The organism is Pseudoclavibacter sp. Z016 (genome assembly GCF_002931215.1).
Lineage (GTDB): Bacteria > Actinomycetota > Actinomycetes > Actinomycetales > Microbacteriaceae > Pseudoclavibacter.
In genome coordinates, this window is sequence record NZ_PSTU01000015.1 from 101561 (window position 1) to 114572 (window position 13012).

Annotated in this window: 11 protein-coding genes; 6 read left to right on the forward strand and 5 right to left on the reverse strand. The window is 68.6% G+C overall.

Going from position 1 to position 13012, the window contains the following annotated elements:
• Positions 1-337: 337 nt before the first annotated feature.
• Genes C5B99_RS13910 through C5B99_RS13920 form a run of 3 tightly spaced genes read right to left on the reverse strand, consistent with a single transcriptional unit; the run spans position 338 to position 4073 of the window.
• Complete coding sequence (locus C5B99_RS13910) at positions 338-1672, reverse strand: iron-containing alcohol dehydrogenase (protein WP_104243081.1); 1335 nt, start codon at positions 1670-1672, stop codon at positions 338-340.
• On the reverse strand, positions 1669-2532 hold the full coding sequence (locus tag C5B99_RS13915) for an HAD-IIA family hydrolase (RefSeq protein WP_104243083.1): 864 nt from the start codon (positions 2530-2532) through the stop codon (positions 1669-1671). Before C5B99_RS13915 ends, C5B99_RS13910 begins: the two co-directional genes overlap by 4 nt.
• On the reverse strand, positions 2529-4073 hold the full coding sequence (locus tag C5B99_RS13920; protein WP_104341829.1) for an FGGY-family carbohydrate kinase: 1545 nt from the start codon (positions 4071-4073) through the stop codon (positions 2529-2531). The genes C5B99_RS13915 and C5B99_RS13920 overlap by 4 nt, the downstream gene beginning before the upstream one ends.
• A gap of 135 nt (positions 4074-4208) precedes the next feature.
• Here C5B99_RS13920 and C5B99_RS13925 point away from each other — a divergent pair, with 135 nt between their 5' ends.
• The 3 genes from C5B99_RS13925 (at position 4209) to C5B99_RS13935 (ending at position 7053) form a co-directional block, all read left to right on the forward strand.
• Positions 4209-5240, forward strand: a complete 1032-nt coding sequence (locus C5B99_RS13925; RefSeq protein ID WP_181065025.1) for a zinc-binding dehydrogenase — start codon at positions 4209-4211, stop codon at positions 5238-5240.
• A 181-nt stretch (positions 5241-5421) separates the two neighbouring features.
• Entirely contained in the window at positions 5422-6363 is a 942-nt protein-coding gene (locus tag C5B99_RS13930) for a helix-turn-helix domain-containing protein (protein WP_104243089.1), read from the forward strand.
• Between the two features lie 180 nt (positions 6364-6543).
• On the forward strand, positions 6544-7053 hold the full coding sequence (locus tag C5B99_RS13935) for a hypothetical protein (protein WP_104243091.1): 510 nt from the start codon (positions 6544-6546) through the stop codon (positions 7051-7053).
• A 69-nt stretch (positions 7054-7122) separates the two neighbouring features.
• Here the strand turns inward: C5B99_RS13935 and C5B99_RS13940 are convergent, their stop codons facing one another.
• Together C5B99_RS13940 and C5B99_RS13945 are read right to left on the reverse strand one after the other, a co-directional pair.
• On the reverse strand, positions 7123-7809 hold the full coding sequence (locus C5B99_RS13940; RefSeq protein WP_146082013.1) for a hypothetical protein: 687 nt from the start codon (positions 7807-7809) through the stop codon (positions 7123-7125).
• A gap of 333 nt (positions 7810-8142) precedes the next feature.
• Positions 8143-9636, reverse strand: coding sequence for a glycerol kinase GlpK (locus C5B99_RS13945; RefSeq protein ID WP_104243095.1), 1494 nt, complete (start codon positions 9634-9636; stop codon positions 8143-8145).
• Positions 9637-9794: 158 nt separating this feature from the next.
• Between C5B99_RS13945 and C5B99_RS13950 the strand changes: the two genes are divergently transcribed.
• The 3 genes from C5B99_RS13950 to C5B99_RS13960 all read left to right on the forward strand — a co-directional run bounded on the left by C5B99_RS13950 (position 9795) and on the right by C5B99_RS13960 (position 12980).
• The gene (locus C5B99_RS13950) at positions 9795-10739 is read left to right on the forward strand and encodes a hypothetical protein (protein WP_104243097.1); all 945 of its coding nucleotides are present in this window, start codon (positions 9795-9797) and stop codon (positions 10737-10739) included.
• Positions 10740-10839: 100 nt separating this feature from the next.
• Positions 10840-11709 (forward strand): HAD family hydrolase, encoded by an 870-nt coding sequence (locus tag C5B99_RS13955; protein ID WP_104341834.1) that lies wholly within the window; start codon positions 10840-10842, stop codon positions 11707-11709.
• Positions 11709-12980 (forward strand): RuBisCO large subunit C-terminal-like domain-containing protein, encoded by a 1272-nt coding sequence (locus C5B99_RS13960; RefSeq protein WP_104243102.1) that lies wholly within the window; start codon positions 11709-11711, stop codon positions 12978-12980. Before C5B99_RS13955 ends, C5B99_RS13960 begins: the two co-directional genes overlap by 1 nt.
• Positions 12981-13012: the final 32 nt, after the last annotated feature.

A 13012-nucleotide genomic window follows, 5' to 3' on the forward strand; every position in this document is an offset into this window, starting at 1 on the left:
CCCCTCCTGCTGTGCGCGCACCCTCGTGGGCGACGGGTCCTGTCGACCCGCCCCGCCGCCTTCCACGCTCAGCGCCCCTGGCCAGCCCCCAGCGATCTTCTGACCAACATGAGTGCAGGAATCGTGCCTGCCGAGCCTCCGCCGCGCCCGACGCCGGGTTCCTGCACTGATGTTGGCCAGTGTTGATCGAGCTCACCCTGGACCTCACCCGAGCGGCAGGCTGATGCCCGGGATGTGCCACCGGGGCGCGAAGAAGGGCCGGACACCGTGGGATGTCCGGCCCTTCGTCCCTACGCGCCGCGTGGCCCTTTCCCTCGAGAAAGTCGGCGCGGAGTCTCTACAGCCCGCCGCCGGCCGCGTCTGCCCTGTCGATGACCTTGTCCAGGAACTCGTCGGTCCAGGCTCCGCCGACGACGAGGAGGTCTGCCAGCGTCAGCCGATCGCGCATGAACGGCAGCGCGGACAGCGCCCACCTCGCCGTCTCGGCGTCGACGGGCGGCGTCAGCTCGCGGAGTCGAGTCGGCGCACCCCATGCGCGCAGCGTGCCGACGACCGCCTCCGGCGTGACGAGCTGCGCCCGCACCTCGGCGAGCACGCCTGGTGCGAGCCCGTCGCCGCCCTGCCAGAGCGCGCGCTTGCGCTCGACGTTGGCGGCGCACGTGGCGCCCAGGCGGCCGCTCGCATCGACCCGCGACCAGACCTCGCTCACCCGCTCCTCGAGGTCGTCGGGATACACGGAGCCGGGTGCGAGGCGCACGAGCCCCTCGCTCAGCGCGACATCCCACAGTGCCGCGCTGAGCACCGTCGCGACCCCGACCTGCGCGCCGTGCAGGTCGTGCGGCTGGTCCTGTGCCATGGCGGACATGTCGAGGATGTGGCTGAGGAGATGCTCGTTGCCCGAGAGCGGCGCGGTCGTGCCGAGTGCGCCGATGATGAGGCCGCCGACGGTGAGCGCGTCGACCAGCGCGGGCATGGCGCCGGGGGCGTGCGCCCCAGCGGCGAGGCGAGCGACGGCGTCACGGATCGGCACGAGCGCCGCCGCGTCTGCCCGCGTGCCCTGCAGGGCGGACGCGAGCAGCCAGTCGGCGCCGGAGCAGCCGATGGCAACCGCGTCGCCGACACCGGCGGCCACGAGGCGGGCCGGTGAACGGTCGAGGGCATCCGCGTCGATGAGGAGCGCGTCCGGCCACCTCGTGGGCGTCGTGGACTTCGCCCCGCCGCGCACGAGCACGCTGAGCGAGTCGGCGAAGCCGTTGACGGAGGGCGCGCTCTGCACTGCGACGAGCAGCACCCCAGCCGGGGCGACCGCCTTGCCGAGATCGGTGACGGTGCCGGAGCCGACGGTAACCACCGCCCGCGCTCCATCGACTGCGGACGCTGCGCTCGCGACGGTCGCCTCATCGAGGACCAGCCCGTGCCCGCCGATCTCCAGCGCCGGGCGGCGCACGAGGTATCCCCCCGCGGCGAGCGCGGCCGTGACCTCCTCCCCGAGCTCGCCCGTCGAGGTGAGCTTCTGCGCGCCGTCCGCGAGCAGCGCGACGTCGGCACCGTCGGGCACGCCGAGGTCTCGCAGCACGCGACCGACCGCGAGGCGCACATCCGCTTCGTAGCGCAGCACCCGGAGCTTGCCGCCGGAGGCCTCGAATGCGTATGCCTGCAGTGCTGCCGTCATGCGGCGGCCTCCCGTTCGGTTGTGGTCAGGTCGCGCTCGAGCCTGCTCCAGGCACCTGAGCGGTGCAGGTCCACGAGTTGGTCGATGCCGGACAGCACCACGTGCGGCCGTTCGGCTCCCGGCGCGAGCTCGGCATCGCCGGGCTGCGCCTCCCCGGTGAGCACGAGCGCCGTGCCGGCACCCCAAGCCCTGCCGAACGCCATGTCGGTCGCGAGTCGGTCGCCGACCATCACGGTGCGCTGCGGGTCGAGCCCACGAGCGCCCGCGATGACGTCGAAGAAGTCGACGCTCGGCTTCCCGAAGACCGCGACGCAGCGGGTGCCCGTGCCGGCCTCGATGGCCGCCGTCACGCAGGCCGCGTCCGGCTCCCCTCTGCCGCCCGGGAACGGGCAGTACCGGTCGGGGTTGGTGGCCACGAGCTCCGCGCGCTTGTGCATCCAGATGGCGTCGAACGCGATCTGCAGCTTTCGGTAGTCGAAGTGGCGATCGTAGGAGGCGACGACGAGGTCGATCGCCTCCGGGTCCTCGCTCACGGTGATGCCCGCAGCGATGAGCGCGCCGAGGAGCGGCTGCTCGCCGATGGGGAACACCGTCGCGCCCGGCCGGTGACGGGTGATCCATTCGACGGTGGCCACGAGGCTCGTGTACACGTCGCGCTCGTCGGTGGGGATGCCGAGGGCGGTGAGCTTCTCTGCGTAGTCGCCCGGCGTCTTGGTGGGGTTGTTGCTGCAGAACAGCACCGTGGCTCCCGCCTCCCGGAGCTCGATGACGGTGTCTCGGGCCCCGGGGAGCAGACCACCGCCGAGGTAGATCGTGCCATCGAGGTCGAAGAGGTACGCGTCTGGGACGTCGGCTCTCACTGCTCGTCGGCCCTGGTCGCCGCCTGCAGCTCGTCCCAGATGGGCAGCATCGCGGTGCGGATGCTGCGGTAGACGGGGAAGAAGCGGTCGTAGATCTTCGTGTTGTCGCGGTTGGGCTCGTACGTGCGGACGATGTTGACGGTCGCGTCGGCGCCCTGGGCGTAGGACGCGAAGACGCCGGCTCCGACGCCCGCGACGATGGCGGCGCCCTTGGCGCCGAACTCGGTGCCCGCCGGGACGATGATCGTCCGACCGAGCACGTCCGCGAAGATCTGGCACCAGACGGCGCTGTTCGCACCGCCCCCGGCCATGCGCACGGTCTTGACCTCGGTCGGGATGGAGTCGAGGCAGTCGCGGATGCCGTAGGCGACACCCTCGTAGACGGCGCGCAGCATGTGGCGGCGCGTGTGGGAGCCAGTGATGCCATTGAAGGAGCCGCGGGCGCTGGGCTTCACGAAGGGCGCGCGTTCGCCGCCCGGCGCGAGGTAGCCGTGGTACAGCACGCCCTCGGCTCCGACGGGGGTCTCGGTGACGACCTCGTCGAGGTAATCGAAGATGTCGATGTTCTTGCCGCGGGCTTCGAGCGAGAAGGCGGCGCCGAGCTCGGCGAGGAACCAGTCGAGGTTGGGCGTGCAGAAGTTCATGCCCATGGCGCGAATCCACGTGTCGGGGCTGTGCGGGATGACCCAGCCGGAGTCTGCGGGCTCGAAGCCGTGCTCGAGCGTGTCGGTCGCGACGGTGACGATGCCGGCGGTGCCGATCACGGCCATGCAGTCGCCTGGGCGGGCGACGCCGACGCCGAGCGAGGACGCGGTGATGTCCATCTGGCCCTTGTAGACGGGGGTACCCGCGATGAGTCCGGTGACGCCAGCAGCCTCCTCGGTGATCTCGCCAGCGAGGTCGGTGGAGGACTTGATCTTGGGCAGGACGTGCTTGATGTCTTCGATGCCCCACGTGCGCAGGACCTCGTCCGACCATTGGCGGGTGCGTGCGTCGATGCCGGAGAGGCTGGCGTCGGAGGCATCGGTGGAGATGTCGCCGGTGAGGCGGTACTCGATCCAGTCCTTGCACCACAGCTGCGTGGCGCCTTCGAGGAGCTCGCGCTGGTTGTCGCGGCGCCAGCGGAGGATGGCGGAGGCGGTGCCGGCGTATGGGCCGGTGCCGCTGATGTCGAACTGCTTCGTGACGGTGCCGTCGGTGTACCACTCGTCGATGATGCTGCCCGTGCGGCCGTCCGTCCAGAGGATGGCGGGACCGGCCGGCTTGCCGTTCTTGTCGATGAGCCAGCTGCCGTCGCCTTGGCCGGTGACGGAGATCGCGATGATCTCGCGGGGCCGCACCGCGCTGCCGGTGATGGCGTCGCGGATGGCCGTGGTGGCGGCGATCCAGACGGTCTCCATGTCCTCTTCGGCCTCGTAGGACTTCGGGTTCGAGATGGGCACGTTCGCGGCACCTCTGCTGAGCTCCGTGCCGCGTTCGTCGAAGACGGCGGCCTTGATGACGGATGTTCCCGCGTCGATGCCGAGAAGGTACGAGGTCATTGGGGTGTTCCTCTCCATTGAGGTGCCAGTGCTGGCTTATCGCTCGTGACAGTAATACACCTGACCGAACTTGTCTAGCCATGCACAGTCTTGTACATGCTTGTACTTTGCTCCGGTCCTTGCCAGGATCGGAGCATGAAAGCTCTCCTCAAGTTCTCGCCAGCAGCCGGGGCTGTCGAACTGCGCGACGTGAAGGAGCCGAGCATCGCCGACGATGCCGTGCTCATCGACGTGGCCTACGGCGCCGTCTGCGGCACCGACCGGCACGCGATCGACAGCGTCGGCGACCAGCACACCCCGCGCATCCTGGGCCATGAAGCATCCGGCACCATCGCCGCCCTCGGCGACGGGGTCGTGCGTGCCGACCTGCAGATCGGCACTCCGGTCACCTTCGAGACGGATGCCGTGCTCTGCATGCAGTGCACCTACTGCAGGTCCGAGCAGTACAACCGCTGCTCGAAGCGCACGGGCATCGGCACGACGACCGACGGCGCACTGGCGGACCGCATCGCGATGCCCGAACGCGCCGTGCACGCACTGCCACCGGGGGTGGGCCTCCGAGCGGCCGCGCTGACAGAGCCCCTCGCCGTGTCCGTGCACGCCGTCGTCGAGCGCTCCGCACCACTCGCCGGCGAGGTCGTCGTCGTGACCGGGCCTGGGGCGGTCGGGCAGCTGACAGCACTTGTCGCCCTCGCCGTGGGTGCGACGCCCATCCTCGTGGGGCGCAGCCGACACCGGGAGACGCTCGACCGCGCACTGGAGATGGGGATCCCGTACGTCGTGGACAGCGAGCGCGAATCGGTCGTCGAGCTCGTGAGGTCGCTCACGGGCGGACTCGGCGCGGCCGCCGTGTTCGAATGCTCCGGCAGCCCGGAGGTTGCAGAGAGCGCACTCGAGCTGCTCGCGAAGGGCGGTGAGCTCATCATGGTGGCGTTCTACACGCGCAATCCGGACTTCGACATCGGCGCCGTCGTGAACCGAGAGCTGACCCTCAAGGGATCACGAGGGAAGCGCCCGTCAAGCTACCGCACGGCACTTCGGCTCATGGGCCAGGGGCGCATCGACACGGAAGCCGTGATCGGGCGCGAGCTCGCTCTGGAGGACTGGCGGGCAGGGATGGATCTCGTCGCGAAAGGCGTCAAGGTCGTCTTCCGCATCCACGACTAAGTGAACGCCATTCACCAAGCTTGGGGAATTCTCCGACAATCGACCCGGGGAATTCGGTGAATTGAATTGCATCCTCTGAAAGCTGCAATCACCCACAAAAAAGTCTCATTATGAAGCCCGCGACACGCCACCGAAGGCGACCTATCTTGCAATAAACCTCTGGATTCAGAACACTTGTTGCATGGCCGCTCCCCCCGGCGCTCACCGATCCTCGCTGATCCTGAGCTCTCAACGTTCCGTCGTGGATGGGGTCTCGGCGAGCGCGGATGTGGAGACGGGGGTTGGTCGGTTCTCGAGCGACGACCGCAACTGGCACCTGTCCGCCGCCGGCGTGGTCTTCGAGAACGGCTGCGTGTTCCGGGCCGAGGTCCGCACGGGACCGGTGCGGATCGAGAACGAGTCAGCGCGACAGCGCATCGTCCTCGGGCTGGTCCGCCAAGGACGACTCACCATCGACCCCACGGGTGCGTCGCACACGATCACGGCCAGCGGGGGCTTCTTCCTGGGGCCGGGAGCGCAGTCCTCGATGAGATTCGAGGAAGCCTCCGCCGTGATCCTCGCGTCGGTTCCCGCCCAGGTCGCGGCCGACCTCGGCGTGCGGGTCTCGAACCACAGCGGCGTGTTGCGCTCCGATACGGCGCTCGCACGCCCTGTGACCTCGTTCCTCGAGGTGCTCGCGCGGCTGGACGAGGATCCGACGGTCCTGTCCTCCTACTTCCTCCAGCAGCTGCTCCACGAGCAGTCGGGTGCTCTTCTGCTGAGCAGCGAGGGCTTCCACGCCGACGTGCAGGTCGGCACCCAGGGCCTCTACCCTCGCGCACTGGAGCTCATGATCGTGCGGCGCGCGGACCCCGACGTCTCGCCGTCGACCATCGCCCGGGATCTGAGTGTCTCCCTGCGGCAGCTCCAGAGGGAGTTCCACACGCACGGGGACGCTCCGGCCTCCGCGCTGCGACGCGCTCGAGCCGAGCTGGCGCACCAGCTGCTCAACGACGAGCGCTACGCGCAGGTGCCGGTCACCCAGCTCGCGGAGCTCTCCGGATTCTCCTCATCGCAGGTCATGCACCGCGTTCTGAAGCGGTATCAATTCAACGCAGTATCCGCTTCGCCCCAGAGCGCGTAGCCCTTCTCGCTGCATTCTGCATACTCTCGCCCTCGACCCGGGCAGGCTGAACGATTCGCGCCGTCTATCCGGCAGAACGCGACGGGATAAGCGCTCATTCCGTGCGCAAAAGCGATTCTTCATTCAATAGCGGGGAGCACTTGCTCGAACAACGTCGTCACTCGCGAGAGGTCTCCCCCCATGACCGAATCTTCCCCCAAAGCACCGAAGACCATCGATCGCCGCAACCTCGTGAAGGGTGCCGCGTGGTCGGTTCCCGTCATCGCGCTGGCGACCGCCGCACCCTTCGCCTCCTCGTCCCAGCTCGTCAACGTCGGCAACTTCCGCGTGGTCGGCGACTGCGGAGTCCTCGCCCTCATCGGCCCCGGGTTCGTGGTCACGGCGGGTGCGCAGCCCCTGCCGATCGGCACCCAGATCGACATCGTCGGCTCGGGTATCGCCAACATCGGCGTCTTCTCCGTCACGGGCGCCACCGCCAACGTCAACGTCCTCAGCGGAAACACGCGCCGGATCACGCTCACGTCGGCACTGCCCGCGAACGCGGCGCTCGAGCTGCGCACCACGCTGTCGATTTCCGTCGCGTTCACGCTCAACGCCACCGCGACGCTCCCGACCGGCTTCACGGCCGGGTCCACCGCGAAGCCGAGCGGCGCGGTCAGCTCGACGCTCATCCTCTGCAGCGGGACCTGATTCGAACCACCCCTGGAGATTCGGTCCCTCCGCGAACGAGCGACGGAGGGACCGAACTCGACGAGGAGTTCAGTCCTCGCTCTTTCCCCACGCCGTCGGCCTGGGCCCCGATTCCGCTTCCGGGTCTGGGTCCGAGCTCGAGGCCACGGCGTCGAGCAGCACGAGGTCGCTCAGCCGGAGGAGCACACGGGCATCATCGTCCTGCTGGCCGTGGATGAGCTGCACCACGAGCCTCGACACGGGCCCCCTCCATGAGAGGCGGAGACTGCGCTGGCGCGACCCCAGGTTGCGGAACGGATCGGCTTCCGAGCCATCACCCCCGAGGCCGCGTTCGCGCTCGAAGGTCAGACCGGAGGAGGTGACGACGATCCGCGCATCCTCGTCATCGACGCCCGGGATCTTCAGCAGGGAGAACGAGACGCCCTGCACCGCTCGGCTGAAGGCGATACTCAACTGCGTCGCCCTGCTCCCCCGAGCCGGCGGCACAGCAAGATGCCTCCCGACCCCCTTCAGCGCGGTGATCGTCGCCCGCTGCTGAACACCGACGCTGGAGTCGGTTGTGGCGTCGAACTGAAGATCGAGCGGACCGTTGGACGTGGAGGTGAGGACCGTGCCGACGGGCGCGCCGACACGGTAGCGACGCCAGGACACCAGGCTGACGGGCGACGTCGACGAAGAGGGCCTGCGCTGCAGGGCTCGCCGGAGCTTCGGGGGCAGTTCTTCCCCGGCGCGAGGGCCGGTATTCGATGCAGGCAACGGTGGAACGCTTTCATTGACGGTTGTGATGGCGCGCGAACGCTCGAAGAGGGCGAGGGTTCAGCGCCGCCCAGGGTGGGGTGCGGGCTGGAACTCCCTGCATTCTTCTGCAGCACGGCGTCTCCTCGAGAACCGTGAAAACTTGCCCAAATGACCACCACTGCGCCTGATCGGCGCACGTGCCCGGCACTGCCAACCAGCAGACTATGCGGGACCGCCTGGGACTTGGATGGTCCGAAGCCGTGTAATCGTCGCCAAAACCTCTCCGATCAAGCACAAAGGTACCCTCTGGATGTTCCAGAGGGCACCTCCGATCTCGCGGAAAGGGAGCCGCTACGCCACCTTCTTGGCCCACCCCATGGTGAGCTCCCGAGCAGCGCGCCAGCCGGCGTACATCGAGTCGGCCTCATCCCGCGAGCGCTGCGGCTCGAAGACCCGGTCGACCTTCCACTTGCTCTCGACCTCCTCGAGGTCGGCGAAGATGCCGGCCGACATCCCGCCGAGCAGCATGGCACCGAAGATGGTGGCCTCCGCGATCTTGGGACGCACGACGGGAATGCCGAGCACATCGGCCTGCAACTGGCAGAGCAGGTTGTTCTTGACGGCGCCGCCGTCGACGCGCAGCTCAGAGATGGAGATCTCGCCACTCTGCGTCGCGGCCTCGACGACGTCGCGGGTCTGGAACACCATCGATTCCACGGCGGCGCGGATGATGTGCAGTCGGGTGGTCGCGTTGCTCATGCCGATGATGGCCGCGCGAGCGTGGGGGTCCCATGTCGGTGCCGCGAGACCAGTGAAGGCGGGAATGAGGTACACCCCCTCGGTGCTGGCCACCTGACCGGCGTACCACTCGCTGTCGGGGGCGGCGTGGATGAGCTGCAGGTCGTCGCGCAGCCACTGCATGGTCTTGCCCATGGCGAAGAGCACGCCCTCGATCTCGTACGAGGTCTTGCCCTCGACAGTCCAGGCCACGCTCGGGGTGAGCCCTTCGATGCGCTGCGGCTTGTCACCGGAGTTGATGTTCAGCACGCCAGCGGTGCCGTACGTCATCTTGCTCAGCCCCTTCCTGAAGGCGGCCTGCCCGAAGAGGCCAGCCTGCTGGTCGCCCAGGTTGCCGCCGATCGGCACTGGGGCCCCGAACGTCGCGCTGAGGTCGCCGACGATCTCGCCGCTCGGCACGATGTCGGCGAGCATCTTGCGAGGGATCCCGTAGTGACCGAGCAGCTCTTCATCCCACTGGAGCGTCTCGAGGTTCATCATCATGGTGCGGGAGGCGTTGGAGGTATCGGTCACGAAGGCCTTGCGGCCCGTCAGGTTCCAGATGAGCCACGTGTCGATCGTTCCGGCGAGCAGCTCGCCCGCCTCAGCTCTGGCCTGGGCGCCCGGCACCTGGTCGAGGATCCAGCGGATCTTGGAGGCCGTGTAGTACGCATCCGGGATCAGGCCCGTGCGCTCCTGGATGAGCGGGCCGATGCCCTGCTCGACCCAGCCTTCGACGACTTCCACCGAGTGCCTGGACGCCCACACGATGGCGTTGTAGATCGGCGCGCCCGTCTCCTTGTCCCACACCACTCCGGTCTCGCGCTGGTTGGTCATGCCGACCGCGCTGAGGTCGCTCGGCTCGAGGTTCGCGTCGCGCAGAGCGGCACGAATCACCTCGAGCTGGGTGTTGAGGATCTCGCGAGGGTTGTGCTCGATGAGGCCGGGTCGAGGGTAGAGCTGCGTGAGCTCCGCCTGGGCGAAGCCCACGACGTTGCAGTCCTCATCGATGATGAACGCGCGGGCACTCGTCGTGCCCTCGTCGATGCCGAGAATGTACTTTGCCATTTCGTCCCACTTCTTTGTGATCACGGGGCGGTGTTCCGCCAGAGCCGAGCGTACGATCGGTGTACGAACATGTCAATGCTTGCACATGCATGTATAGACTTGTATATGCTCATGGGAGTTCGCGTCAACGGTGACGCGTGTCGAGAAAGGCCTCGCCCATGGAAATCGACCTGTTCTCCATCCTCGCCGCACTGGCAGGTGGCTTCTTCGGAGCAGCGATCGGAAGTCTGCACGCCTTCGTCTTCACCGGTGTGCTCGTCATCGTCGGGTTCGTCGCACAAGTCGCGGTCCCGGATGCACCCATCATCAGCAGCCTCGCGTTCGGTCCCGCTTTCGGCCCCCACATCGCGTTCGCCGGCGGTGTCGCCGCGACCGCGTACGCGGCACGCCGCGGCTACATGGAGAACGGCAAGGACATCGTCCTGCCCCTCGCCGCACTCGCCAAGCCGGACGTGCTCGCCGTCGGAGCCGTCTTCGGGCTCTTCGGCTACTTCGTGCAGAAGCTCATCGCGATCATCCCCGGCTTCGGCGCCATCACCGACTCCGTCGCCCTGACCGTCGTCATCAGCGCCATCCTCGCCCGCGTCCTCTTCGGGCGCACCAAGGTCTTCGCCCGGAACAACTCAGGCAAGAGCGGCTTCGACTCCTTCGAGCCCAACGACGCCGGCTCCTGGATCCGCGCCCAGGAGAGCTTCGGCATCAACACGGCGCTCGGCGTCGGAGCGGGGCTCTTCGCCTCCTTCATCTCCATCACGCTGCTGCAGGCCTTCCCGGAAGCCGCCAACGCGTCGACCTTCGTGTTCGGCATCTCTGCGCTCTCCCTGATCCTCCTCTCCGCAGGCCAGCCAGTGCCGGTCACGCACCACATCACGCTGCCGGCCTCCATCGCGGCCGCGACCTTCTACCCCCTGGTCGGCGAGAACGCCGCCCTCGCGATCATCATCGGCGCCGCGGCCGGCGTGCTGGGAGCCTGGTTCGGGGAACTCTTCGCCCGCCTGTGGCAGTCTCACGGCGACACGCACATCGACCCGCCGGCAGCAGCCATCTGGCCGGCGACGACGATCGTGCTCGGCCTCGGCGCCGTCCTCGGAGCCGCCGGCTGACGACGAGCTCCAAGCACCCGCCGCACCACGCAGCCGCTCGACGCCCGACCGCCTGACCTCGATCCGACCCGACCCGACCCGACCCGAAGGAGCACCCCTCGTGCCAGCATCCGTGAACCTCGACACCGTGCGCGCAGTCGCGCTCGATGTCGACGGGACCATCGCCGGAGCCGACCACCAGCTCACCCCGCGCACGACAGCAGCCCTCCGCTCGCTCGTCGAGCACGGCATCCCGGTGATCCTCCTCACCGGACGGGCGAGACAGAACGTGCTCGAGCTGGCGCGGGAGGCGGGCATCCGCAACACGGTCGCAAGCAACAACGGGGCGGTCATCTTCGACCCGGTGGAGGACACCAACACGACGATCACGCCGATGACGCACGCCGAGGCCAGGCGCATCCTGGACCTCGGCGCGCGCCTCGGGCTCGAACGCACCTGGTGGTCGGTCACCGACATCTACGTCGACCGGGACGGCGAGTGCTCGCGGATGCTGCGGGAGCTCAACGAGCGGGACATCATCGTCGGCGATCCCGACGAGCTGCCTGACGACATCACCAAGGTGATGCTCTTCGGCAGCGAGGCGGAACTCGACGAGGTCGCCGACCGCATCTTCGACGCCGCGCCGTCCGGCACCCGCTCCATGTACTGCTTCTTCGAGTTCGTGGCGCCGGATGCGACGAAGTGGCATGCGCTCGAGACCATGCTCGAGGAGCACGGCGTCGACCCAGCGCACACCCTCGGCCTCGGCGACGGCGGCAACGACCTCGCCTGGCTCACCCAGATCGGCTTCCCCTTCGCGATGGAGAACGCCCGCCAGGAGGTCAAGGACATCGCGATCGGCGTCGTCGGCCACCACGCCCACGACGGCGCCGCCGAGATCCTCGAGGAGCTGGCCAGGAGCATCGGCGCCGATGCCCCGGCACCGACCGCCAAGCAGCAGGAGCTCGCCGAGCAGCAGGAGGACCACTGATGGACATCGAATTCGTCCCCGCCGACCTCGCCCTCGAGCGCGACCTGATCCTCGCGAGCTACGTCTTCACGCTGCCGGCGAGCCAGGACGCGCACGCCGTCGTCCAGCGCTTCGCAGTCGGCCAGACCACCGGCACCTGGCTTCCCGTCCCCGGCCTCACGCGCGAGCTGCGCGACAGGCACGAGGCGCGCATCGTGCGCATCCAGCCCATCCCGGCCGCCGACACGACGACCTCGGCGCCAGACGACGCGAGCTGGTACTTCGCCACGATCGGCGTGCCGGCAGTGAACATCGGGGATTCGATCCCGCAGCTGCTCACGACGCTCATCGGCAACGACGCCTCCACGTCGCTCGAGGCGAAGCTCGTCGACCTCGAGTTCCCGCGAGCGCGCCTCGACGCGTTCGCTGGCCCCCGCTTCGGCATCGAGGGGCTCCGGCGGGTGCTCGACGTCGAGTCGCGCCCCCTGCTGCTCAACATGCTGAAGCCATGCACGGGCCTGACCCCCGACGAGGGCGCCGCGATCGCATACGAGACGGCACTCGGCGGCATCGACATGATCAAAGACGACGAGCTGCTCGGCAACACCGCCTTCTCGCCCGTCGTCGACCGTGTCATCGCCTACAACGAGGCGCTCGACCGCGCCGCGCAGGTCACCGGCCGGCGCACCATGTACATCCCGAACGTCTCCGACCGGCCGGACCGCATGCTCGACACTGCCAGACGAGCCGTGGATGCGGGAGCTCGCGCCGTCATGGTCTGCTACGCCAACGTGGGCTACGGCTCGGTCGAGGCGCTCGCCGACGCGGTCGACGTGCCTATCCTCGGGCACTTCGCCGGCTCAGCCCCCTACTTCGAGAACGCCACGACGGGCATGACCTCGCCCATCGCGAGCGGCCTGCTCCCCCGCCTCGCGGGAGCCGACCTCGCGCTCGTGAACACTCCGTACGGCGGGTACCCGATCACGCGGCTGCAGTACCTGCAGACCGCGCAGCAGCTCAAGGTGCCCCGCCCTGGCCTCCGCAGCACGGCGCCCATCATCGGCGGCGGCGTGCACCCGGGCACCGTGGCGACGTACGTCGGCGATCTCGGCAACGACATCGTGCTGGGCGTCGGCGGCGCCATCCAGGGGCACCCGGGCGGACCCGCGTCGGGAGGCCTCGCCATGCACCAGGCCATCGACGCGGCGCTCGCAGGCCGCGACGTCCGCGACTCCGACGGGCAGACACCGGAGCTCGACGCGGCCATCGCAGCCTGGGGCACCCTCGACTAGGCGTGCCTCAGAGCTGATCGCCCGGCACCTTC

Bases quoted from the DNA above. Each gene is read 5' to 3' on its own strand.
- C5B99_RS13910 (WP_104243081.1), bottom strand. From the start codon at position 1,672: ATGACGGCAGCACTGCAGGCATACGCATTCGAGGCCTCCGGCGGCAAG.
- C5B99_RS13920 (WP_104341829.1), bottom strand. From the start codon at position 4,073: ATGACCTCGTACCTTCTCGGCATCGACGCGGGAACATCCGTCATCAAG.
- C5B99_RS13925 (WP_181065025.1), top strand. From the start codon at position 4,209: ATGAAAGCTCTCCTCAAGTTCTCGCCAGCAGCCGGGGCTGTCGAACTG.
- C5B99_RS13930 (WP_104243089.1), top strand. From the start codon at position 5,422: ATGGCCGCTCCCCCCGGCGCTCACCGATCCTCGCTGATCCTGAGCTCT.
- C5B99_RS13935 (WP_104243091.1), top strand. From the start codon at position 6,544: ATGACCGAATCTTCCCCCAAAGCACCGAAGACCATCGATCGCCGCAAC.
- C5B99_RS13945 (WP_104243095.1), bottom strand. From the start codon at position 9,636: ATGGCAAAGTACATTCTCGGCATCGACGAGGGCACGACGAGTGCCCGC.
- C5B99_RS13950 (WP_104243097.1), top strand. From the start codon at position 9,795: ATGGAAATCGACCTGTTCTCCATCCTCGCCGCACTGGCAGGTGGCTTC.
- C5B99_RS13960 (WP_104243102.1), top strand. From the start codon at position 11,709: ATGGACATCGAATTCGTCCCCGCCGACCTCGCCCTCGAGCGCGACCTG.